22 protein-coding genes are annotated in these 21,496 nt (G+C 77.1%); 15 read left to right on the forward strand and 7 right to left on the reverse strand.

All coding sequences use genetic code 11. The annotated features are described in order from the left end of the window. Positions 1-90: 90 nt before the first annotated feature. Positions 91-1,425, forward strand: coding sequence for a chorismate-binding protein (locus IEY94_RS21305; RefSeq protein ID WP_373291346.1), 1,335 nt, complete (start codon positions 91-93; stop codon positions 1,423-1,425). Positions 1,426-1,623: 198 nt separating this feature from the next. Here the strand turns inward: IEY94_RS21305 and IEY94_RS21310 are convergent, their stop codons facing one another. Genes IEY94_RS21310 through IEY94_RS21325 form a run of 4 tightly spaced genes read right to left on the reverse strand, consistent with a single transcriptional unit; the run spans position 1,624 to position 6,763 of the window. Then, entirely contained in the window at positions 1,624-2,802 is a 1,179-nt protein-coding gene (locus IEY94_RS21310) for a type III PLP-dependent enzyme domain-containing protein (protein ID WP_229784321.1), read from the reverse strand. Beyond that, on the reverse strand, positions 2,774-4,357 hold the full coding sequence (locus tag IEY94_RS21315) for an IucA/IucC family protein (protein WP_229784322.1): 1,584 nt from the start codon (positions 4,355-4,357) through the stop codon (positions 2,774-2,776). Before IEY94_RS21315 ends, IEY94_RS21310 begins: the two co-directional genes overlap by 29 nt. Then, positions 4,354-5,994, reverse strand: coding sequence for an IucA/IucC family protein (locus IEY94_RS21320; protein WP_189172017.1), 1,641 nt, complete (start codon positions 5,992-5,994; stop codon positions 4,354-4,356). Before IEY94_RS21320 ends, IEY94_RS21315 begins: the two co-directional genes overlap by 4 nt. A 25-nt stretch (positions 5,995-6,019) precedes the next feature. Beyond that, positions 6,020-6,763: an SDR family oxidoreductase gene (locus IEY94_RS21325; RefSeq protein WP_189172018.1), complete on the reverse strand. Its 744-nt coding sequence runs from the start codon at positions 6,761-6,763 to the stop codon at positions 6,020-6,022. A gap of 519 nt (positions 6,764-7,282) precedes the next feature. On the opposite strand from IEY94_RS21325, the gene IEY94_RS21330 reads away from it, so the two are divergent. From IEY94_RS21330 to IEY94_RS21350, 5 genes are all read left to right on the forward strand, one after another. Then, positions 7,283-8,311 carry a hypothetical protein gene (locus tag IEY94_RS21330; RefSeq protein ID WP_189172019.1) on the forward strand — a complete coding sequence of 343 codons (1,029 nt, stop codon included), beginning with the start codon at positions 7,283-7,285 and terminating at the stop codon, positions 8,309-8,311. Positions 8,312-8,405: 94 nt separating this feature from the next. Continuing rightward, positions 8,406-9,092, forward strand: a complete 687-nt coding sequence (locus IEY94_RS21335; protein ID WP_189172020.1) for a DUF6319 family protein — start codon at positions 8,406-8,408, stop codon at positions 9,090-9,092. Between the two features lie 50 nt (positions 9,093-9,142). Continuing rightward, positions 9,143-9,880 carry a lysophospholipid acyltransferase family protein gene (locus IEY94_RS21340; RefSeq protein ID WP_189172061.1) on the forward strand — a complete coding sequence of 246 codons (738 nt, stop codon included), beginning with the start codon at positions 9,143-9,145 and terminating at the stop codon, positions 9,878-9,880. A 53-nt stretch (positions 9,881-9,933) separates the two neighbouring features. Continuing rightward, positions 9,934-10,713, forward strand: coding sequence for a glycerophosphodiester phosphodiesterase family protein (locus tag IEY94_RS21345; protein ID WP_189172060.1), 780 nt, complete (start codon positions 9,934-9,936; stop codon positions 10,711-10,713). Then, the gene (locus IEY94_RS21350) at positions 10,704-12,062 is read left to right on the forward strand and encodes an MFS transporter (RefSeq protein ID WP_189172021.1); all 1,359 of its coding nucleotides are present in this window, start codon (positions 10,704-10,706) and stop codon (positions 12,060-12,062) included. Before IEY94_RS21345 ends, IEY94_RS21350 begins: the two co-directional genes overlap by 10 nt. 4 nt (positions 12,063-12,066) lie before the next feature. Here the strand turns inward: IEY94_RS21350 and IEY94_RS21355 are convergent, their stop codons facing one another. Further along, positions 12,067-13,059, reverse strand: coding sequence for a tyrosine-type recombinase/integrase (locus IEY94_RS21355; protein ID WP_189172022.1), 993 nt, complete (start codon positions 13,057-13,059; stop codon positions 12,067-12,069). 197 nt (positions 13,060-13,256) lie between these two features. Between IEY94_RS21355 and IEY94_RS21360 the strand changes: the two genes are divergently transcribed. From IEY94_RS21360 to IEY94_RS21375, 4 genes are all read left to right on the forward strand, one after another. Then, entirely contained in the window at positions 13,257-13,505 is a 249-nt protein-coding gene (locus IEY94_RS21360; protein ID WP_189172023.1) for a hypothetical protein, read from the forward strand. A 125-nt stretch (positions 13,506-13,630) separates the two neighbouring features. Continuing rightward, positions 13,631-14,284, forward strand: a complete 654-nt coding sequence (locus IEY94_RS21365) for a maleylpyruvate isomerase mycothiol-dependent enzyme family protein (RefSeq protein WP_189172024.1) — start codon at positions 13,631-13,633, stop codon at positions 14,282-14,284. A gap of 60 nt (positions 14,285-14,344) precedes the next feature. Further along, positions 14,345-15,151 carry a class I SAM-dependent methyltransferase gene (locus IEY94_RS21370; protein ID WP_189172025.1) on the forward strand — a complete coding sequence of 269 codons (807 nt, stop codon included), beginning with the start codon at positions 14,345-14,347 and terminating at the stop codon, positions 15,149-15,151. Beyond that, the gene (locus tag IEY94_RS21375; RefSeq protein WP_189172026.1) at positions 15,148-16,047 is read left to right on the forward strand and encodes a TSUP family transporter; all 900 of its coding nucleotides are present in this window, start codon (positions 15,148-15,150) and stop codon (positions 16,045-16,047) included. The genes IEY94_RS21370 and IEY94_RS21375 overlap by 4 nt, the downstream gene beginning before the upstream one ends. An 83-nt stretch (positions 16,048-16,130) precedes the next feature. Here the strand turns inward: IEY94_RS21375 and IEY94_RS21380 are convergent, their stop codons facing one another. Both IEY94_RS21380 and IEY94_RS21385 read right to left on the reverse strand, forming a co-directional pair. Continuing rightward, complete coding sequence (locus IEY94_RS21380; protein WP_306341617.1) at positions 16,131-16,718, reverse strand: sugar O-acetyltransferase; 588 nt, start codon at positions 16,716-16,718, stop codon at positions 16,131-16,133. Between the two features lie 181 nt (positions 16,719-16,899). Beyond that, positions 16,900-17,487: a TIGR03086 family metal-binding protein gene (locus tag IEY94_RS21385; protein ID WP_189172027.1), complete on the reverse strand. Its 588-nt coding sequence runs from the start codon at positions 17,485-17,487 to the stop codon at positions 16,900-16,902. 215 nt (positions 17,488-17,702) lie between these two features. Between IEY94_RS21385 and IEY94_RS21390 the strand changes: the two genes are divergently transcribed. The 5 genes from IEY94_RS21390 to IEY94_RS21410 all read left to right on the forward strand — a co-directional run bounded on the left by IEY94_RS21390 (position 17,703) and on the right by IEY94_RS21410 (position 21,476). Beyond that, complete coding sequence (locus IEY94_RS21390) at positions 17,703-17,864, forward strand: hypothetical protein (protein ID WP_189172028.1); 162 nt, start codon at positions 17,703-17,705, stop codon at positions 17,862-17,864. Positions 17,865-17,933: 69 nt separating this feature from the next. After that, positions 17,934-19,103 carry a dTDP-4-amino-4,6-dideoxygalactose transaminase gene (rffA, locus tag IEY94_RS21395; protein ID WP_229784324.1) on the forward strand — a complete coding sequence of 390 codons (1,170 nt, stop codon included), beginning with the start codon at positions 17,934-17,936 and terminating at the stop codon, positions 19,101-19,103. Then, positions 19,100-19,969, forward strand: coding sequence for a formyltransferase family protein (locus tag IEY94_RS21400; RefSeq protein ID WP_189172029.1), 870 nt, complete (start codon positions 19,100-19,102; stop codon positions 19,967-19,969). Before rffA ends, IEY94_RS21400 begins: the two co-directional genes overlap by 4 nt. A 38-nt stretch (positions 19,970-20,007) precedes the next feature. After that, entirely contained in the window at positions 20,008-20,589 is a 582-nt protein-coding gene (locus tag IEY94_RS21405; protein WP_189172030.1) for a dienelactone hydrolase family protein, read from the forward strand. A gap of 173 nt (positions 20,590-20,762) precedes the next feature. Further along, positions 20,763-21,476, forward strand: a complete 714-nt coding sequence (locus IEY94_RS21410) for a class I SAM-dependent methyltransferase (protein WP_189172031.1) — start codon at positions 20,763-20,765, stop codon at positions 21,474-21,476. The last annotated feature ends 20 nt before the right edge of the window (positions 21,477-21,496 follow it).

Consider the following 21,496-nt stretch of genomic DNA (forward strand, 5'->3'; position numbering starts at 1 on the left):
ATGCCTCACACGACGTGGCGTCACGCTAGCACTCCCGATCGATGCGTTGACCACCGCGGTTCCGCCGGTGCCCGGGATTTCGCTGAACGGTTGAGGTGGATCGGTCCGTTGGTTGTCCTGACCCCGCATTGGTACCCGCCGCCGGCTGCTAACGGTGGTCGACTTCTCACCGAGCGGGAGCGGTTCGCGTGGCGGCGCGGCGACCCCGGTGACCCGCTCGCCCTGCTCGCCGACTTCCTCGCCGCGCACGGCCTACCGGCCCGGGAGGTGGCCCGACCCGGCGGCGGCCCGGGCGCCGCCGCGGGCGCGGCGGTGTACGTGTCCGCGGCCGCGAGCGCCGCCGCGATCGGCGCCCCGCCGGGCCCGCCCTCGCCCGCCCCGACCCTCCCGGACGTCGTCGCCATCGCCTACGCCGCCCCCGACCACCCCGCCCCGCCGCCGGCCGCCGGCCGGCTCCTCCCCGCCGCCGACCACCCGGCCGCCGCCCGCCGGCGGGCGGCCAGCGACCCCGCCGGGTGGCTGCCCGCCGCCGGCCCCACCGCCGCCGCCCCCGCCGGGTGGCTGCCCGCCGGCCCGCCGGCCGGACCCCGCTGGCGGGTGGGGGAGTGGCGGGCGAGCTGGACCGACGGGCAGCACGCCGACGCCGTCCGCCGACTGCGCGCCGCCATCGCCCGCGGCGACGTGTACCAGGCCAACCTCGTCGGCCACGCCCGCGCCCGCTACGCCGGCGACCCCGGCCCGGCGCTCGCCGCGGTCGCCGCGCTGCCCGGCGCCCGGTACGGCGGGGTGCTCGCCGGCGCCGGCTGGGCCATCGCCTGCGCCTCCCCGGAGACGCTGGTCGAGGTCCGCGGCGGCGTCGCCACCACCCGCCCGATCAAGGGCACCCGCCCGGCCACCCCCGCGGGCCGGGCCGAGCTGCTCGCCTCGGCCAAGGAGCGGGCCGAGCACATCATGATCGTCGACCTGGCCCGCAACGACCTCGCGCACGTCGCCCGCACCGGCGGGGTGGCCGTGGACACGCTGTACGCCGTCCGCCGGTGGTGCGACCTCTGGCAGGCGGAGTCGGTGGTCCGCGCGGACCTGGCCGACGGCGTCGACCTGCCGACGCTGCTGCGGGCGCTCGCGCCCGGCGGCTCGGTCACCGGGGCGCCGAAGCTGGCCGCGCTCGCGCAGATCGCCGACCTCGAACCGGTGGGGCGGGGGGCGAGCATGGGCGCGCTGGGCTGGGTCGGCCCCGACCACCTGGACCTGGGCCTGACGATCCGGACGGTCGCCGCCGACCCGGCCCACCTGCACGTGTGGGCCGGCGGCGGGATCACCTGGGGCAGCGAGCCGGCCGCCGAGGTCGCCGAGGCCGCCGCCAAGGCGGCCCCGCTGCGCGCCGCCCTCACCACCCCGACCGGCCCCACCCCGACCGGATCCTGAGCGGCGACCCGGCCCGCCCGGGCCGCCGCCCTGACCCACCTGAGCGACGACCCGGGCCGCCGCGGCCGGGCCCGGCAGTGACCGCGCACCGCCGGCCGCCACCTGCCGCGCCGGACACTTGGCGTCCCGCCACCTGCCGCGTCGGCCACCGGGGCGGCCGGCGGCGAGCGCCGGCCGCCCACCCCGCCGGCCGGCGCGCTACAGCACCACCGTCGCCGGGTGCGGGTGGCGCAGGAAGTCGTGGTGGGAGATGTCCCACCCGTACGCCCCCGCGTTGCCGAACACCAGCACGTCCCCGACCCGCAGCCGCGCCACCGGCCGCGCCCGGCACAGCACGTCCCGCGGCGTGCACAGCTCGCCCACCACGTCCACCGCCGCGTCGCGCACCTCCGGCCGCTCCCACGGGTACGGCCACGCCGCCACCGGCAGCACCGCGCACGGGTGGTCGTACCCCCACGCCGCCGGCAGCCGGAAGTGGTGCGTACCGCCGCGCAGCACCGCGAACCACCGCCCGTGCACCCGCTTGAGGTCCAGCACCTCGGCGGCGTACCAGCCGGCGCCCGCGGCCAGGTACCGCCCCGGCTCCAGCACCAGCTCCACCCCGTCCGGCAGCGCCGCGTCGGCCTCGGCCAGCCCCTTGCCCAGCGCCGCCAGGTCCAGCTCCGCCCCGCCGGCGTGGTCCACCCCGAGCCCGCCGCCGACGTTCAGGTACGCCAGCGGCAGCCCGTGCGCCGCCGCGGCGCCCGCCGCCCACCGCGCCGTGTCCGCGATCCACGCCCCGTGCGCCGCCGCGTCCAGGCTGTTCGACACCGCGTGCACGTGCAGGCCGTCGATCCGCAGCCCCGGCGCCGGTACGGCCAGCGCCGCCGCCAGGTCCGCCTCGTCCAGCCCGAACGGCGTCGCCGCGCCGGCCATCACGTGACTGCCCACCGGCCCGGCCGCCGCCCGGTTGACCCGCAGCGCCACCGGCACCGGCCCGCCCCCGCGGGCCCGGGCCAGGTGGTCCAGCCGGCGCAGCTCGTGCACGCTCTCCACGTGCACCCGGGCGCCCGCGTCCACCGCCTCGGCCAGCGCCGCGTCGGTCTTGCCGGGCCCGCCGAACGCGATCCGCCGCACGCCCAGCGTCCGGGCCAGCAGCAGCTCCCCGCCGGAGGCCACCTCCAGCCCGTCCACCGCGTCGGCCAGCGCCTTGACCACCCGCGGGTCGCTGTTGGCCTTCATCGCGTACAGCAGCCGCGCCCGCGCCGGCAGCACCGCCCGCAGCCTCTCGGCGGCCGCGGCCAGGTCGGCCCGCCGGTACACGTACGCGCACACCGGCGCCGGCTGCGCGGCCAGCGCCGCGGCGACGTCAGCGGGGATGGGGGACGGTTCGGACACCACGGCCTCCGGGGTGCTGGGACAGGGGATTGGGGACGGGAACGTACAGGTCGGCGCCGCCGGCCAGGCGCATCCGCACCAGCGCCTTGTGCGGCACCGTCGGCGCCACCCACGCCGCGTGGTCGGCGTCGCCGGCGGACAGCTCGTCCACCACCGCCCGCACCCGCGCCCACGCCGCGTCCCCGCCGAGCCCGTGCGTGTCGCCCAGCCGCCGGACCAGCTCCGCCAGGTGCGCCTGGAACGCCGTGTAGCACACCTTCGCCCGCAGTACGCGCACGTCGTCGGTGCCCACCACCGAGCCCGGGTGCAGGTCCAGCGCGTACCCGGCCGCCGCCAGCCGCGGCCGGTGCAGCCGCAGCCCCGCCAGGTCGCGGAAGATCATCCGGTACGGGTCGCCGTCGCGGAACGTCGGCAGGCAGTTCTGCAGGTGCGCCTCCAGCCCCACCCCGTACCGGGTGGCCAGCCGCAGCACCGGCGCCAGCAGCAGCCGCGCGTACGCCGTCAGGAACCCGCCCGCCGCCGCGGCCCCCGCCACCCGGTGCCGCACCCCGTACGCGTCCACCAGCCCGGCCAGCACCGGCCGCCCCGAGCCGTCCAGCGCCGGCAGCGCCGTCGCCGGCCACACCCGCTCGCCCGGCAGCAGCCGCCCGGCCAGCGGCTCCCGCACCACCACCGACGCCGCCCGCCCGTCGCCCAGCCCCGGCGCCGCCGCGCCCGCCGGCTCCGCCAGCACCAGCGCCCGCGCCCCCACCGGGTCGCCGTCCAGGATCTTGCCCAGCACCGCCGAGATCCGCGGCCCGTTCGCGGCGCTCGCCGGCGAGATCGTCCGCCGGGTCGAGGTGATCTGCACGTCCAGGGACAGCTTCAGGTACCGCGCCGGCCCGGCCAGCAGCAGCGTCCGGATCGCCAGCGTCGCCGTCGCCGGCAGCCGCCCGTCCAGCAGCCGCAGCCCGGCCACCGGCGCCCGGCGCAGCCGCTCCCACTGCCAGGCGTGCACCGGCTGCACCACGTGCCCGGCCGGCGCCGCCGGCACCGCCGGGTACGCCCCCCGCAGCAGCTCGCCCACGTCGTCGCCGGCGTGCGCCGCCCGCGGCACCGCCACGAACCCCACCGCCGTACCGGTGCCCTCCAGGTCGTGCGCCAGCACGTCCGCCACATCCCAGCCGAGCCGGGTACGCCCGCACGGGTGCAGGTTGTGCCCCTCGACGGCCAGCCGCTCCGCCGCCGCGACCGCCGCGTCCGGCCCGCTGCCGGCCCGGCCGCCCGGCCCGCGGGCGTACGCGATGGCCTGGTTCAGCACCGCGTTCTCCAGCTCGGCCACCAGCCCCGCCGCCCCGGCCGGCAGCAGGTCGGCGAACGGCACGTCCGGCGCCGCGTGGAACGTCACGTGCCCGTACCCCGACCACCGCCCCGCCGCCCCGAACCGGCGCCGCGCGTCCCCCACGTCCTCCCGGCACAGCGCGGCCAGCAGCCGCCGCCGCACCGCGTCCGCCGCCCGCGGCCACGCCGCCGCCACGGCGTCGGCCAGCTCCGGCGCGTGCGCCGCCACCGTCACGGCCCCTCCCATCCGTACGGCATCGCCGCCCACCGCTCCGCCAGCGGATCCCCGGCCAGCCGCATCGCCGTCGTCGCCTTCACCGGCACCGGCGCCGCCAGCAGCGCCGCCCGGTCGGCGCCGGCGAACGCCGCCGCCAGCTCCCCGCCCACCGCCGCCCAGCACCGCCCCGGCTCCGCACCCGCCCGGCCCAGCACCGCGACCAGCTCGCCCACGACCACCCCGGCCGCCGCCGCGACCGTCGTCCGCAGCACCGCCGGGTCGTCGCAGGGCACCGCGCCGCGCAGCGGCGGCGCCGCCACCCCGGCCGCGGCCAGCCGCGCCGCCGACACCCGCACCCCGCCGAAGTCCCGGTACCGCAGCCCCACCGGCCGGCCGGCGGCCAGCACGACCAGCGTGTTCTGCCCGTGCGCCTCCAGCGCCACCCCCGCGCGCAGCAGCGCCGCCAGCGGCGGCAGCAGCACCCGCAGCAGCGCCCGCAGGAACGCCACCGGGTCCCCGCCGTACGCTGCCCGCGCCGCCTGCACCGCCAGCGGCGGCCGCCCCGGCGCCCCGTCCGCGCTCAACGCCGCCAGCGGCAGCACCACCGACCCCGCCGGCCCGACCGGCGCCGCCCGGCGCAGCACCGCCAGCGCCGGCACCGGCTCGCCGCCGACGCACACCGCCCCGCCCGCGTCCTCGGCCAGCACCCCGAATCCCGCCGGCGCCAGCCCCGCTACCAGCCCGCTCAGCAGCGGCCCGTTGTGCACCGCCGCCGCCGACACCCGCCGGACCGCGCTGGTCATCTGCACGTCCACCGCCAGCTTCAGGTGGGTGCGCCCGTCGGCGGCGACCGTCCGCAGCGACATCAGCGGCCGCGCCGCCGTCACCCGGTCGGTGGGGGAGAGGAGGCCGCCGTACCGGCCCAGCACGTGCGCCTCCTGCCACGGGTGCACCGGCAGCAGCGGCGGCAGCCCCGCCGGACTCCACCACCGCCCCGCCGGCACCGCCCACCAGCGGACGGGCACGACCGGCCGGTGCTCCGGCGCGTACGCCCGCACCTCCGCCGCGCTCATCCCCAGCCGGGTACGGCAGCCCGGGTGCAGCGGGTGCCCGGCCACGACGAGCTGCTCCCCGAGCACGGCCGCGTCCGCCGCGGGCATGGCCGCCAGCGCGCCGAGCGTCGGCGGCGGCGGCGCCTCGGCGTACGCCAGCGCCAGGTTGGCGACGCTGTCGCCCAACTCCTCCGCGAACCGCTCCCGCCCCGCCACCGGCAGCTCCCGCACCAACGCGGCGGGATCATCCAGCACCGCCCCGCCGCCGCTCGCGTCGGTCCGGTCGGACCGGTTCGGACCATCGAGCCGGTTCGGCCCGGTGGTCCGGTCCGGCGCGCCGGTTCGGTCGGCGCCCGCGGCGTGGTCGGCGGCGATGGCACGGTCAGTGGTGGCGGGGCCGGTCAGGGTCACCGCCAGGCCCGGCGGGTGCGGCCCGAACGGCGCCGGCGCCGGACCGCGCAGCACCCGCCCGTCCCGCAGCGTCAACTCCGCCGTACCGCCGGCCACCCGCACCCCGACCACGAAGTCCAGCGGCTCACGCCGCAGCGCCGACCACAGCCGGCCCAGCACCGCCGCCCGCGCCCGCTCGACCGGCCCGTCCACGTATGGTTCAGCCCCGCCCGTACGGTCAGCCCGCGGCCGGCCGCACGGTCACCTCGGTCAGGTGCGAACCGGCCGGCAGGTCCAGCGCCGTTCGCACCGCCGCCGCGACCGCCCCGGGCCGGATCCACCGCGCCGGGTCGTACGCCCGACCCTCCTGCGCGTGCACCGACTCCTGCATCGCGGTCGCCGTCCGCCCCGGGTACACGCTCGTCACCCGCAGCCCCGGCTCCTCGGCCCGCAGCGCGTCGGCCAGCGCCCGCAGCCCGAACTTGCTCGCCGCGTACGCCCCCCACCGCGGCCCCGCACTCAACCCGGCCCCCGAGTTGATCAGTACGACGTGCCCGCCGGCGGCCCGCAGCGCGGGCAGCGCGAGCCGGGTCAGCTCGGCGGGCCCGACCAGGTTGACGGCCAACGCCCGCTCCCACGCGGCGACGTCGGTCTCCCCGATCCCACCCAGGTCGACCACCCCGGCACAGTGAACGAGCACGTCCAGCCGCTCGGGCAGCACCCCGGCGACCTGCGCCGCGAGCCCCCCGGGCCGCCCCAGATCAGCAACGAGGACCCCGTGCCCGGGGGAGGGGTCGCCCTCACGTCCCGGATGACCGCCCCCCGCGCCCGCGGCGCCGCCGGGCGGGAGGGCGGCGAGGGCCGCGCGGAGCCGGTCGGGATCGCGGCCGCAGAGCAGGAGCCGGTCGCCGCGCGCGGCGAGGTCGGCGGCGATGGCGGCACCGATCCCACCGGTGGCACCGGTGATCAGGCTCGTCGTCATGCGGGGATGGTAGCGACCACATTGTCTTCCTAGGACGCTGTACGGGGTGTGGCCAATCTCCCAATCCCCCCACCCCCCAACCTCGAACACCGACACGAGCCCGACCGCTCGTTGCCGCAGCGGACGGGCCACTGGCGGGATGGTGCATTCGTTGTCGTGGGAGCGACAACGAATGCACCATCCCCGGGAGCCCGATGCCGCCAGCGCCGCCGCTGCTCGGCCGGCCAGGTAGCGCCGGCGTCCTCGGGGCGAGTGCGCGCGCGGTCGCGCACTCGCCCCGACCACGGCAACCAGCCGTCCTTGACCCGAGGCCGGGGCATCATCTGCGTCCTAGGACGCTCTAGGGGTGGTGCGGTCGGTCGTACTTGCCATTCCGGCAAAGGGCTATCTTCCTAGGACGCCTTAGCGGGTGTGCTGCGCACCCCCAAACCCAAAGCGGTGCTACGCACCGACCAGCCAAGAACAGATTTCGGTACCGTTTCGCGGTCGGGTTCCGGGCTGGGGGAAGGGCGGTACAGCGTGTCGGAGGTCAGCGTGCGGCCGCGGGCCGGCTACCGGTTCGATCTGGTGACGGCGTTGCTGAGCGGCTGGTTCGTCGCGGGCCTGCTGATCGACGGTTGGGCCCACACCAACCTGGCCGGGCTGGAGTCGTTCTTCACGCCGTGGCACGCGGTGTTCTACTCCGGGTTCGTCGCCACGGCGGCGTGGGTGGGCTGGCCGGTGCTGCGCCGGATGCAGGAGGGCCGCCGCGCGCTGGACGCCGTACCGGTCGGCTACGGGCTCACGCTGGTGGCGCTGCCGCTGTTCGCGATCGGCGGTGCCGGCGACATGGCCTGGCACCTGGCGTTCGGCGTCGAGCAGGGCCTGAACATCGCGTTCTCGCCGACGCACATGCTGCTCATCGGCTCGATGGTGGTGATCGTCACCGGGCCGGTGCGGTCGGGCTGGGACACCACCGTCGGCCGGCCGCTGCGCGAGCAGTTGCCGCTGCTGCTGGGCGTGGCGTTCGCGCTGGTCGTGGTGTTCCTGCTGCTGTCGTACGCCGAGGCGACGTCGTGGCCGCCGCGGGCGGTGGTGGCGGCGATGTCGGTGCCGGACCTCGGCGACACGTCGCTGATGCGCCAGTACGGCACGTCGGTGGTGGTGACGACGATCGCGCTGCTCGCGCCGCTGCTGATGCTGACCCGGCGCGGCCCGCTGCCGCCGGGCGCGGCGACGATCGTGTACGCGGTGGTGGCGGTGATGGGCGGGGCGGTGCGCGGGTTCGCGTCGCCGGGCGCGCTGCTGCTGACGGTGGCGTGCGGGCTGCTGGTGGACGGGCTGACCCGGCTGCTGCGGCCGGGACCGGACCGGGCCGGGTCGGTGATCGGCTGGGCCGCCGCGGCGGCGCTGGTGACGTGGTCGATCCTGATCGGGCACGCGATCGTCACGGCCGGGATGCCGGCGGGCGTCGAGTACTGGACCGGTACGCCGTTCGTGGCGGCCGGGGTGGCCGCGCTGCTGGCCGCGACGATGACGGCGCGCCGGGCGGCGGTCGCGCCGCGGTGACCCGGCTGGGGCAACCCCCGGCGCGTCGGCGGGCTGTCGGTGGCGGCTGCTATGAAGCTGTCAGCGACTTTTCGACCGAGATGAGGTTCCACACATGGCGACGCGCGTTGACGCCGGCCTGTCCACCGACGATCTGGCCGCCCTCCGTACGGCCCTGGAGGCCGGCCGCAGGCCGAAGGTGATGTTCACGGAGGCGGCCGGGCAGATCGCCGGCCAGTTCGGCCAGGTCGCCGGCGTGGAGGAGGCCGACGGCGAGACGACGGTGGTGGTCCGGTTCGGCCGGGACGAGCTGCCGTTCACCCCGGCCGACGTGGTGATCCCGCCGCGCGGCGCGGCCACCGCGGCGAAGAAGGCCGCGAGCGCCGCCCGGGCGACGGTGCCGGAGGTGGAGGAGCCGGCGGTCCCGTCGGGTGCGCCGCTGCTGCCGCCGGCGCCGCGGTCGGCTCCGGTGGAGACGCCGGTGGAGGGGGAGAGGCCGGTGCGGCGGCCGAAGGCGGCGAAGGTGAAGCCGGCGGCGGGGTTGACGGTGACGGTGTCGTGTGTCGACGGGGAGTGGTCGGTGGCGGCGGCGCAGGGTTCGCGGACGCTGGCGAAGCCGTGTGCGATCCGGCCGGCGGAGGCGCTGCGGGTGGTGGCGTTGCTGGATGTGCCGGCGTTGTCGGAGGCGGTGGAGCAGATCGTGGCGGCGGAGCGGTCGCGGGCGGCGGAGCGGGTGGAGCGGTTGCGGGCGGAGTTGGCGGAGGTGGAGGCGCGTCTGGCGGAGTTGCCGTCCGGGGCGTGAGTGGTGCGGGGCGGCCGCGGGATCGGGCGCCGTGGGTGTGGCGGGTGGCGATGGTGGCTGCCCGCCTGCTGGTGGCGTTGGTGGGGCGGTTGCGGGTGTCGGGCGGGGTGCGGGTGTCCGGGCCGGTGTTGTTGGCGGCGAATCATGTGGGTCCGGCGGATCCGGTGGTGTTGGTGGCGGCGGCGGCCCGGTTGGGGTTGGCGCCGCGGATCATGGCGACGGGTGGGGTGTTCCGGGCGCCGGTGCTGGGTTGGTTGATGCGCCGGTCGGGTCATGTGCGGGTGGATCGGCGGTCGGCGGCGGTGCGGGAGTCGTTGGCGGCGGCGGGGGTGGTGCTGGCGTCGGGGGCGTCGGTGTTGGTGTATCCGGAGGGTCGGATCGGGTTGGATCCGGGGTTGTGGCCGGAGCGGGGGAAGACGGGGGCGGCGCGGTTGGCGTTGGCGGCGGGGGTGCCGGTGGTGCCGGTGGCGCAGTGGGGTGCGCACGAGGTGTTGCCGTACGGGGTGCCGCGGCGGTTGCTGCGGACGGTGGGCCGGGCGGTGTGGCGGCGGCCGGTGCTGCGGGTGCATGTCGGGGAGCCGGTGGACCTGTCGGGGTGTGTGGCGGGTGATCGGGGGGATGCGGCGCGGGCGACGGAGTTGATCGTGGAGGCGATCGCGCGGGAGTTGGTGCCGTTGCGGGTGGCGGAGCCGGTGGTGCCGCGGTGGGTGGATCCGACGCGGCCGGTGAGTGTGGCGCGGTCGCGGCGGGTGCGGTCGGTCGGTGACGGGGGTGTGGCGGGTCGGTGACGGCCGCGCGTCCGGGGCGGGCGGTGGTGGTCGGGGGCGGGATACTGCGGCGTATGGCGGAGGGTTTCGCGTTCCTGGAGGCGCCGCGGCCGTTGGCGTTCGCGCATCGGGGTGGTGTGGTGTCGGCGCGGGCGGCGGGGTTGCCGGAGAATTCGGCGGCGGCGTTCGCGGCGGCGGTGGCGGCGGGGTACCGGTTCGTGGAGACGGACGTGCATGCGACGGCGGACGGTGTGCCGGTGGTGCTGCATGACCGGTCGTTGTGGCGGGTGGCGGGGGTGCGGGGCCGGGTGGCGCGGCTGCGCTGGGCGGATGTGCGGTCGGTGCGGGTGGGTGGGGAGCCGGTGGTGCCGCGGCTGGCCGAGGTGTTGGACGGGTGGCCGGGGGTGCGGTTCAACGTCGATGTGAAGTCGGCGGGGGCGGTGGAGCCGGTGGTGGCGGCGGTGCGGTCGGCGGGGGCGGCGGATCGGGTGTTGTTGGCGTCGTTCTCGGATGCGCGGTTGGCGCGGTTGCGGGCGTTGGCGGGTCCGCGGGTGGCGACGTCGTTGGGGGTGCGGTCGGTGGGTCGGCTGCGCTGGGCGGCGTTGCACGGCGGGCGGGTGCGGTTGCCGGGGTCGGTGGCGGCGGCGCAGGTGCCGGTGTCGTTCTTCGGGGTGCCGGTGGTGGGGCGCCGGTTCGTGGCGTATGCGCATCGGCTGGGGTTGCAGGTGCATGTGTGGACGGTGGATGACCCGGTGGTGATGCGGGGGCTGCTGGATCTGGGGGTGGACGGGATCATGACGGACCGGCTGGATGTGCTGCGCGGGGTGTTGGCGGAGCGGGGGTTGTGGCGGTGACCGCGGCGGGGTGGGCGGATCGTCGGGAGCGGGTGGGCTGGTACTTCTACGATGTCGCGAATTCGGCGTTCTACACGTCGGTGGTGACGGTGTTCCTGGGCCCGTACCTGACGGCGGTGGCGAAGTCGGCGGCGGGGTGTCCGGAGTCGGGGTGTGCGGGGCGGACGGTGTCGCTGGCGGGGGTGCCGGTGGCGCCGGAGTCGCTGTTTCCGTACATGGCGTCGCTGTCGGTGCTGTTGACGGTGTTCGTGCTGCCGGTGGTGGGTGCGGTGGCGGATCGGACGGCGTACAAGAAGTGGTTGATGGCCGGGTGCGCGTACGTGGGTGCGGCGGCGACGGTGGGGATGCTGTTCCTGACCGGGGACCGGTATGTGCTGGGTGCGGTGCTGTTCGTGGTGGCGAACGTGGCGTTCGGTTCGTCGGTGGTCGTGTACTACTCGTTCCTGCCGCAGTTGGCGGGCCCGGATGACCGGGATGCGGTGTCGAGCGTGGGGTGGGCGTTCGGGTTCGGCGGCGGCGGGGTGCTGCTGGCGTTGAACCTGGCGGCGGTCGTCCTGGCGCCGCGTTGGTGGGGTGTGTCGACGGGGGACGTGGCGCGGTGGTGCATCGTGTCGGCGGGGGTGTGGTGGGCGGCGTTCACGACGGTGCCGCTGGTGCGGTTGCGGAATCGGCCGCCGGTGGCGGGTCCGGCGTCGGGGCCGCTGCTGGTGGCGGGGTTCCGGCAGTTGTGGGCGACGCTGCGGTCGCTGCGGGCGTACCCGTTGACGCTGTTCTTCCTGATCGCGTACCTGGTGTACAACGACGGGATCCAGACGGTGATCGCGATGGCGTCGGTGTACGGGGTGGAGGAGTTGAAGCTGTCGCAGGACGTGCTGGTGCCGACGATCCTGATGGTGCAGTTCCTGGCGTTGGGCGGGGCGCTGGGGATGGGGTGGCTGGCGCGGCGGATCGGGGCGTGGAAGACGATCCTGTTGTCGCTGGTGCTGTGGTCGGTGACGGTGGTGGCGGCGTTCTGGCTGCCGGTGGGCGCGGCGGGGCCGTTCGTGGCGTTGGGTGGGGCGATCGGGGTGGTGCTGGGCGGGTCGCAGGCGCTGTCGCGGTCGTTGTTCTCGCAGTTGATCCCGCCGGGGCGGGAGGGCGAGTACTTCGGCCTGTACGAGATCTCGGACAAGGGGACGTCGTGGCTGGGTCCGCTGCTGTTCGGGTTGGCGATCCAGGCGACGGGCTCGTACCGGGTGGCGCTGCTGTCGCTGATGTCGTTCTTCGTGATCGGGTTCGGGCTGCTGGCGGCGGTGCCGGTGCGGCGGGCGATCGTGGCGGCGGGGAACACGCCGCCGCGGGTGCTGTGACGGGTCAGGTGTTGCCGCGGCGGGCGCGGGCGGCCCAGATGGCGTACGCGGGGTCGCGGTCGAGGTTGTGCCGGTCGCGGTCGTAGCGGCGGGTGGTGCGGGGGTCGGCGTGGCCCATGGCGTCCTGGACGTCCTCCAGGGGTACGCCCTCGTCGCGGGCGGTGGTGGCGAACGCGTGCCGCAGCGAGTGCGGGGACAGCGACGCCCAGTGGGGGATGCCGGCGGCGCGGGCGAGGTCGCGGATGAGCCGGAACACGGCGTGCCGGTCGAGGCGCCGCCCGGTCTTGGTGACGAGCAGCGGTCCGGTGAGGGCGTCGGGGCGGGCGGCTTCGGCGTGGCCGCGGGCGGTGAGGTAGGCGTCGACGGCGGCGGCGGTGCCGGGGGTGAGGGCGCGGCGGCGCTGGTGGCCGCCCTTGCCGGTGAAGCGGATGCTGCGGTGGCCGCGTTCGGTGCTGAGGTCCTCGCAGTTGAGCGAGGTGAGTTCGCTGACGCGCAGGCCGAGGTCGGCGAGGAGGGTGATGGCGGCGCGGGTGCGGTCGGCGGTGGGTCCGATGGCCTGCCGGGCGGCGGCGAGGAGGGCGTCGACCTCGTCGGCGCTGAGGCCGACGGTGGCGGAGTGGTCGCGGTCGAGGCGGGGCCGGTCGGCGCCGGCGACGGGGTTGACGGCGATGGCGTTGAGTTTGTGCAGGAACGTGTACCAGCTCGACAGGGCGGACAGTTTCCGGGCGACGGTGGTGGGGGTCAGCGGGTTGCCGGTGCGCGGGTCGAGGGTCGTCTCGAGTTCCCGGGCGTAGGCGTTGACGTGCAGGAACGTGGCGGTGCGGGGGTCGAGGTCGCGGCCGGCGCACCAGTGCAGCCAGCCGGTGACGTCCCGCCGGTACGCGGCCCGGGTGTGGGGGGAGAGGCGCCGGTTGAGCAGCCACGCCTCGACGATGTCGGCGGCGGTGCCGCCGGCGGCGGCGAGCGCGGCGGTGGCGGCGGGGACGAGGTCGACCACGGGTCGAATCTATCGGTACGGGCCCCGCTCCCGGCACCCGCCCGGATGTCGGGTTTCGCCGTTTTCGGTGTCGGCCGGTCGGGGTCGTTTCCGGGCCGGCTGGACGGCAACCGGGCCGCAACCGGTCGGCGCTCGCCCGGCTCTCGACGCCCTGTTAGCTGAGTCACATAGGGGGAGAGCAAGCGGGGGAGGGCACCATGAGCGACTCGATGCGGAACCTGGCGGAAGCCGTTTTCCTGTCGGACCTGCAGCCGTCGGCGAGCCCGGACGCGGCCGCGGTCGAGGCGGCGGTGGCGGCGACGCTGGCCCGGTACGGCTGGGACGGCTGCGGCCCGGCGGTGGCCGGCGAGTTCGGCGAGCGCGCCGAGACGGCGCTGCCGCGGCTGCTGTGGGCGCGCCGGCTGGTGGCGGAGCACGCGGCCGCCACCCCGGCCCTGGCCGCCTGACCCGCCCGACCCGTCCCGTCCTGATCAGGGCTGCGGGAGGTCGGCCGGGGCGTGCGGGTCCCGCGGCAGCCCGCCGTGTGCGGCTGCGCCGCAGACCGGTGGCCCGCACGGCGTACGCTGCCGGGATGGCGCTGCTCGACCTGTACCGCGGCGCGTTCGCCGACCTGGCCGCCCGCGCCCCCCACCTCGACCCCGACCTGCCCGTCCCGGCCACCCCCGGCTGGTCCGCGGCCGACGTGTACCGGCACCTGGCCGGGGTGTGCGCCGACGTCCTCGACGACCGCACCGACGGCGCCCCCGGCGCCGACTGGACGGCCCGGCACGTCGCCGAGCGCCGCCACCTCTCCCCGCCCGGGGTCGTCGAGGCGTGGCGGGAGCGGCTGCCCGACCTGTACGCGCGGCTGGGCGACCGCCGGTACGCGTTCATGACCCTCGACTGCTGGCACCACCGCCACGACATCGCCGCCGCGGCCGGCGCCGCGGGCGACCGCGGCGACGCCGGCGAGGTCCTGGCCCTGCACGTGGGCTGGCTGGCCCGCCGCTGGCCGGCCGGGCTGCCGCCGCTGGGCCTGCGCACCCCGGCGGGCACGGCCGTCGCCGGGCCGTCCGGCGCCGTCCCGGCCGCGACGGTCGGGGCGCCGGCGTACGAGCTGGCCCGGGCGGTGATCGGCCGCCGTTCGCTGGCCCAGTGGCGGCGCTATGACTGGTCGACGGATCCGGAGCCGTACCTGCCGCACCTGGTCGTGTTCACCCCGCCGGCCGCCGACCTGGTCGAGTAGCGGCCCGGACCGCCCCGATATGCGGTTGCCCGGCCGGCCGCGGGCGGGCACGGTCGGTGGATGCTGCCCACCGAGATCCTCGACTACTACCGGCGCGGCGGCGAGCGCCACCGCCTCGACCGCGGCGCCGGCCGGCTGGAGTACCTGCGCACCCGGGACGTCCTGCGCCGCGCCCTGCCGGCGGCGCCGGCCCGGCTGCTCGACATCGGCGGCGGCACGGGTGTGTATGCCGGGCCGCTCGCCGCGGCGGGGTACCGGGTCACCGTCGTCGACCCGGTACCCGACCACGTGGCGGCCGCCGCCGGCCACCCGGGCGTCACCGCGGTGGCCGGGGACGCCCGGCGGGTGCCGCTGGCGGACGGCAGCGCCGACGCGGTCCTGCTGCTGGGCCCGCTGTACCACCTGATCGACGCCGCCGACCGGCTGGCGGCGTGGCGGGAGGCCGGCCGGCTGCTGCGCCCCGGCGGGGTGGTCGTGGCGGCGACGATCAGCCGGTTCGCGTCCCTGCACGACGGCTGGGCGCACGGCCACGCCGACGCCCCCGGCTTCGCTGACCTGGTGGCCGGGGCGCTCGCCGACGGCCGGCACCGGCCGCCGCCGGGCGCGGACTGGTTCACGACCGCCTACTTCCACCACCCGACCGAGCCGGCGGCCGAGGCCACCGCGGCCGGGTTGGCCGACGCGCGGACGGTGTTCTGCGAGGGCCCGCTGTGGCTGCTCCTGGACGGCCTCGACCCGATCCTGGCCGACCCGGCCCGGGCGGCGGCGCTGCTGGACCAGTTGCGCCGCGTGGAGGACGAACCGTCGCTGCTCGGCGCGAGCGCCCACCTGCTCACCCTCGCCCGCCGGCCCGGCCCGGGCCGGTGACCTGGGCGACGGGCCTGACCGGGTTCGCGGCCGGGCTGCTGCTGTCGGTGGTGGCCACGCCGGTGGGGGTGTCGGGGGCGGTGTTCCTGCTGCCGGTGCAGCTCAGCGTCCTGGGGGTGCCGAGCCCGGCGGTGACGCCGACGAACCTGCTGTTCAACGTGGTCGCCGGGCCGGGGGCGCTGCTGCGGTACCGGCGGGCGGGCCGCGGTGGTGGGGTGCTGACGCGGTGGTTGTTGGCGGGGACGCTGCCGGGGGTGGTGGCGGGTGCGGCGATCCGGGTGTTCGCGGTACCGGGGCCGCGGGTGTTCCGGCTGGTGGTCGCGGCTCTCCTGCTCCCCCTGGGACTGTGGCTGTGCCTGGGCCGCCCCCGACCCCGCCCGGCCCCTGCCGCTGACCCGGCCGGCGCGGGGCAGGAGCCCCACGACGTCGCGGGAGCCGGATCCGGTACCTCACCCCATCCCGACGCGGCCGGCGCCCGCCCCGGTCCCGGCGCGAGTGGCGGTGCGGCGGTGGGGCCGTCGCGGCGGGTTGTCACCTCGTTCGCGGTGGTGGCCGGGGTGGTCGGCGGGGTGTACGGCATCGGGGGCGGATCGCTGCTCGGGCCGCTGCTCGTCGGGCGGGGACTCCCCGTCGGCAGGGTCGCGCCGGCGGCGCTCGCGGCGACGTTCGCGACCTCGATCGTCGGCGCCGCCACGTACGCGCTGCTCGGCCTTGCGGTCGACGACGCCGCCGCGCCGGACTGGCCGCTGGGCCTGCTGTGCGGCCTCGGGGGCCTGATCGGCGGGTACTGCGGCGCCCGCCTCCAACCCCGCCTGCCCGAACGCGCCCTGCGCGCGCTGCTCGGGGCGCTCGCGGTCGCCCTGGCCACCCTGTACGCCGTCCAGGCCCTCGGCTGACCGGGCGGTCACGCATCCGCAGCGGCCATGGCCGGCGGCCCGCCCGGGAGTCGGGCGGGCCCGGTGGATGACGGGCCGGCGGGTCAGGCGCGGTCGGCGTCGGTGACGCGGCGGACGACGCGGGCCGGGTTGCCGACCGCCACCACGCCCGCCGGCAGGTCGCGGGTGACGACCGCACCGGCGCCGACGACGGTGTCCGCGCCGATGCGCACACCCGGCAGCACGATCACCCCGCCGCCCAGCCACACGTTGTCGCCGATGCTGATCGGCTGCCCGGCCTCCCACCCCGCCCGCCGGGGCTCCGGCTCGACCGGGTGGGTCGGGGTGAGCAACTGCACCCGCGGGCCGAGCTGGACCCGGGCGCCGATGGTGATCGGGGCGACGTCCAGGGCGACCAGCCCGTAGTTGGCGAACGTACCGGCGCCGACGGTGATGTGCCGGCCGTAGTCGACGTGCAGCGGGGGGCGCAGGTCGACCCCGTCGCCGACGGCGCCGAGCAGGTCGTGCAGCAGCGCCCGCCGGCGGTCGGGGTCGCTGGTCGGCAGGGTGTTGTAGATGTCGGCGAGGTCGGTGGCGCGGCGGGTCAGGGCCACGAGTTCGGGGTCGTCGGCCCGGTACGGGTCGCCGGCAAGCATGCGTTCGCGCATGGTGCGGGGGTCGACGTCGTCCACCCCGCCGAGCCTAGGCGCCCCCACCGGTTCCCGCGGCCCGACGACGATCCACCACCGGGGGGCGGCCGCTCAGCGTCGCCGGCAGCCGAACGGCATCCGCAACCGTATGACGCGATGACGCGCACCCGCGGCCCCGGGCCGGCGGCGCTGCCGGACGGCCGGGGCGGCGGGTGCGCGGGTCTCAGGGGATGCGGCGGCCCAGGTACGCGGCGAGCCGGTCGGCCGGGGCGGCGTCGGGCGGGCACGGCTGCTCCGGGCCGAACACCGTGCCGAGGTCGCGGACGTGCTGCGGGACCTTCCCGTACCAGCCGTCGTGGACGGCGGCCACCGCGGCCGGGTCGCCGCCGCGGTCGGCGCCGATGGCGGCGGCGACGTCCCAGCCGTGGACGACCTGCTCCAGCAGGTAGATGTCCGCCAGCGGCGGCCCGTCCGAGCCGTCGGGCAGTTTCGCCGCCCGGCTCAGCGCGCCCGGCCCGGCGAACGCGGCCAGGGCGGCCCGGCCGCCGTCGGCGTACAGGTCGGCGGGGGTGGTGTCGGCGGCGAGGTGGTCGGCGGCGAACGCGGCCGGGTCGCCGGTCTCGCCGGCGGCGGAGGCGGCGAAGAACCGCTGCCCGCCGATGAGGTGGTTCAGCAGCGCCCGGACGTCCAGGTCGCGGCACGGGGTGGGGTCGGCGTACCGGTCGGGCCGGACGCGGCGGATGACGTCGGTGGTGGCGGCGACGGCCCGGTCGAGCAACTCGGGCAGCCGTTCGTCAGCGAGTGCACTCATGTCCCGGACGCTAACAGCGCCCCGCGACACCCGCTGAGCACCACCCAACCCGATAATTATGGGATTGCCGGTTAACGTAATCCATTAATCCAGGAAATCGGACAAATGAGAGTCGTCCTCACGTCAGGCTACTACACCATAATGACCGTTATGGTGTAGTGCTACGGAAGAGCGGGGCTTGCCCGGACAGGGGTCGGCGGGGGACCGTGGAGGGCATGGAGAACGGACCCGAGAAGAAGCCCGCGGACCAGTGGCGGAACCTGCCCGACCGGCCCCGCCACGAGGACCTCGTCGCGGAGACCGGCGACGCCGCCGCCGTCAACCTCGCCACCAGCGGCGAGAACCAGCAGGACTGGCAGCAGGAACCCCGCGGCTGAACGGGGCCGGCGCCGCGGGCGTCCGGCCGTACGGGAAGGGATAACTCCCCTGACGCGTAGAATGTCCGGGTGGTTACCCTCCCCGGCACCGCGCCAGCCGCCGCCCCGCCCATCCCGTTCCACCGCCCGCACCACGCCGCCCGCACCCAGCGGTACGTGACCGAGGCCCTCGCCACCGGCCACACCCACGGCGACGGCCCCTTCACCCGCCGCGCCGTCGACCTGCTCCGCCCCCTGGTCGGCGGCCGGCCCACGCTGCTCACCACGTCCTGCACGCACGCCCTGGAGATGACCGCCCTGCTCCTGGACCTGCGCCCCGGCGACGAAGTGATCATGCCGTCGTACACGTTCGTCTCCACCGCCAACGCCTACGCCCTGCGCGGCGCCGTCCCCGTCTTCGTCGACTGCCGCCCCGACACCCTCAACCTCGACGAAACCCGCGTCGAGGCCGCCGTCACCGCCCGCACCCGGGCGATCGTCGTCGTCCACTACGGCGGCGTCGCCTGCGCCATGGACACCATCACCGCCGTCGCCGACCGGCACGGCCTGCCCGTCATCGAGGACAACGCCCACGGCCTCGGCGGCGCCCACCACGGCCGCCCCCTGGGCACCCTCGGCGCGATGGCCACCCTCAGCTTCCACGCCACCAAGAACGTCCAGTGCGGCGAGGGCGGCGCCCTCGTCCTCGCCGACCCCGCCCTCGCCGAACGCGCCGAGATCATCCGGGAGAAGGGCACCGACCGCAGCCGCTTCTTCCGCGGCGCCGTCGACAAGTACCGGTGGCGCGACCTCGGCTCCAGCTACCCGCCCGCCGACCTGCTCGCCGCCGTCCTCACCGCCCAGCTCGAAGAGTTCCCCGCCATCCAGGCCCGCCGCCACCACCTGTGGGAGACGTACCACGCGGCGCTCGCCGACTGGGCCGCCGACCGCGGCGTCGCCCGACCCGGCGTCCCCGCCGGCGCCGCGCACACCGCCCACCTGTACCAGTTGCTGCTGCCCGACCCCGGCCGGCGGGCCGGCCTGCTCGCCGCCCTCGCCGCGGCCGGCATCGCCGCCACCTTCCACTACCAGCCCCTGCACACCGCCCCCGCCGGCCGCCGCTACGGCCGCACCGCCCCCGGCGGCTGCCCCGTCACCGAGGACGTCGCCGACCGGATCGTCCGGCTGCCCCTGCACTCGGCCATGACCGACGCCGAGCAGCGGCGGGTCGTCGCCGCCGTCCGGGACTGGCGACCGTGATCACCGCGTACGCGATGACCGCCAAGGGCGTCGCCGCCGTCACCGCCCTCCTCGACGCCGGCCTGGTCACCGCCGTCGTCGGCGCCGACGACGCGGGCGTCGCCGACGGCTCGCACGCCGCCCTGCGCGCCCTGTGCGCCGACCGCGGGATCCCGTTCGCCGACCGGGCCGCCGCCGGCCCGCCAGCCACGCCGTACCTGGTCGCGGTCGGCTGGCGGTGGCTGATCGACCCCGGACCGGCCACCCTGGTGGTCTTCCACGACTCGCTGCTGCCCCGGTACCGGGGCTTCAACCCGCTGGTCACCGCGCTCATCGAGGGCGACGACCGGACCGGCGTCACCGCCCTGCTCGCCACCGACGAGTACGACCGCGGCGACATCCTCGGCCGGGTCGAGGTGCCGCTGCCCCGCCCGATCCGGATCGCCGACGCGATCGCCCTGGTCGCCGCCGCCTACGGCGAACTCGCCGCCGCCATCGGCGCACGCATCGCCGCCGGCGGCCCCCTGGCCGGGGTACCGCAGGACGAGGCCGCCGCCTCGTACAGCCTGTGGCGCGACGACGCCGACTACGACCTCGACTGGACCGGCGACGCCGTCCGGCTGCGCGACACCGTCCTCGCCGTCGGCCCGCCCTACCGCGGCGCCCGGACCCTGCTCAACGGCACCCCGGTCCGGGTGTACGACGCGACCGTCGAACCGGACGTCACCATCGCCAACCGCACCCCCGGTAAGGTCGTGTTCCTGCGCGCCGGCCGACCCACCGTGGTCTGCGGAACGGGCCTGCTGCGCCTGGACGACGTGCGGCACGACGAACCGAACGCGGCGAGCGCCCTGCCACTGGCCCGGTTCCGGAGCCGCTTCGGGTGAGGCGCCCGGCCGGGGCGGGCCGGGTTCGGGGAGGCGGCATGGCCGACGTCATCGTGTTCCACCACGCCCTCGGGCTCACCCCGGGCGTGCGGGGGTTCGCCGACCGGCTGCGCGCCGACGGGCATCGGGTGACGCTGCCGGACCTGTACGACGGGGAGACCTTCGACACCGTCGCCGAGGGCGTGGCGCACGCGCAGCGGCTGACGTTCGACGCGATCACCGCCCGGGGTGTCGCCGCGGCGGCCGGGCTGCCCGAGCGGGCCGTGTACGTGGGGTTCTCGCTGGGGGTGCTGCCGGCGCAGCGGCTGGCGCAGACGCGGCCGGGGGCGCTCGCGGCGGTGCTGCTGCACGGGGCGGTGCCGGCGGCGGCGTTCGGGGCGGGGTGGCCGGTGGGGGTGGCGCTGCGGGCGCACGTGAACCGGGACGACGGGTGGGGTGACGTCGAGGTGGCGGGCGAGCTGGTCACGGGGGCACTGGCGGCCGGCGCGGACGCGGAGCTGGCGCTGTACCCGGGGTCGGCGCACCTGTTCACCGACGACAGCCGGGGCGAGTACGAGCCCGCGTCCGCCGACCTGGTGCTGACCCGGGTCCGGGAGTTCCTGAGCCGCTGGGCCGACTGAGACCGTGTCCGCTGGCCGGTCGAATCCCTGCGACGGCGGGCGGTGCCGGCGACGCGCACGGCCCGCTGGTCCGACCGGCGCGGCCCGTCCCGCACCCCGCCTGCCAGCGCGGCCACCCGTACGCGCATTCCGGGCCGCCACTCCCCTGCCGGGTTCGCCGATATCGTACCTATATGGACGCTACGGATATTCGGCAGCTCGCCGGGATCGAGGACGCGCACTGGTGGTTCCGGGAGCGGCGGGCGATCCTGGGCCGCTGGCTGCGGGGGCTGCGCCGCGCCGGTGTGGCGCCCGGTGCGGCGCTGGACATCGGGGCCGCCGGCGGCGGCAACACGCGGGTGCTGCGCGCCCACGGCTGGCGGCCGCTGGCGCTGGAGTACAGCGCCGCCGGCGCCGCGGTGGCCGCCGGGCGGGGGTTGGCGGTGGTGCGCGGCGACGCGACCGCGCTGCCGGCGGCGTCGGCGTCGCTGGACCTGGTGACGGCGTTCGACGTGCTGGAGCACATCGAGGACGACTACCTGGCGGCGGCGGAGGTCCGGCGGGTGCTGCGGCCGGGCGGTACAGCGCTGGTGACGGTGCCGTGCGACATGCGGCTGTGGTCGGCGCACGACGAGGCCAGCCACCACGTCCGCCGCTACGACCGGCCGGGGCTGCGCCGCCTGCTCACCAAGGCCGGCCTGGTGGTCGACGAGCTGTGGAGCTGGAACGTGCTGCTGCGCCCGGTCGTGGCGCTGCGGCGCCGCTCGGCGTCCGGCAGCGACCTCACCGCCCTCCCGACCCCGGTCAACGCGGCCCTGACCGCGATCATCACGGCCGAACGCCACCTGCCGGTCCGCTCCCTGCCGGGCGTCTCCCTGATGCTCCGCGCCCACCGCCCCAACACCTGACCGAAGACCGCGAGCGCAGA

This window comes from Pilimelia anulata (assembly GCF_014647895.1).
In the GTDB taxonomy this organism is placed as follows: Bacteria; Actinomycetota; Actinomycetes; order Mycobacteriales; family Micromonosporaceae; genus Pilimelia; species Pilimelia anulata.

What these genes read in the sequence shown, in the direction of transcription:
- IEY94_RS21335 (WP_189172020.1), top strand. Translation starts at nt 8,406, where the DNA reads ATGGCGACGCGCGTTGACGCCGGCCTGTCCACCGACGATCTGGCCGCC.
- IEY94_RS21370 (WP_189172025.1), top strand. Translation starts at nt 14,345, where the DNA reads ATGCTGCCCACCGAGATCCTCGACTACTACCGGCGCGGCGGCGAGCGC.
- IEY94_RS21390 (WP_189172028.1), top strand. Translation starts at nt 17,703, where the DNA reads ATGGAGAACGGACCCGAGAAGAAGCCCGCGGACCAGTGGCGGAACCTG.
- IEY94_RS21325 (WP_189172018.1), bottom strand. Translation starts at nt 6,763, where the DNA reads ATGACGACGAGCCTGATCACCGGTGCCACCGGTGGGATCGGTGCCGCC.
- IEY94_RS21385 (WP_189172027.1), bottom strand. Translation starts at nt 17,487, where the DNA reads ATGAGTGCACTCGCTGACGAACGGCTGCCCGAGTTGCTCGACCGGGCC.
- IEY94_RS21405 (WP_189172030.1), top strand. Translation starts at nt 20,008, where the DNA reads ATGGCCGACGTCATCGTGTTCCACCACGCCCTCGGGCTCACCCCGGGC.
- IEY94_RS21360 (WP_189172023.1), top strand. Translation starts at nt 13,257, where the DNA reads ATGAGCGACTCGATGCGGAACCTGGCGGAAGCCGTTTTCCTGTCGGAC.
- IEY94_RS21365 (WP_189172024.1), top strand. Translation starts at nt 13,631, where the DNA reads ATGGCGCTGCTCGACCTGTACCGCGGCGCGTTCGCCGACCTGGCCGCC.
- IEY94_RS21345 (WP_189172060.1), top strand. Translation starts at nt 9,934, where the DNA reads ATGGCGGAGGGTTTCGCGTTCCTGGAGGCGCCGCGGCCGTTGGCGTTC.
- IEY94_RS21340 (WP_189172061.1), top strand. Translation starts at nt 9,143, where the DNA reads ATGGTGGCTGCCCGCCTGCTGGTGGCGTTGGTGGGGCGGTTGCGGGTG.
- IEY94_RS21410 (WP_189172031.1), top strand. Translation starts at nt 20,763, where the DNA reads ATGGACGCTACGGATATTCGGCAGCTCGCCGGGATCGAGGACGCGCAC.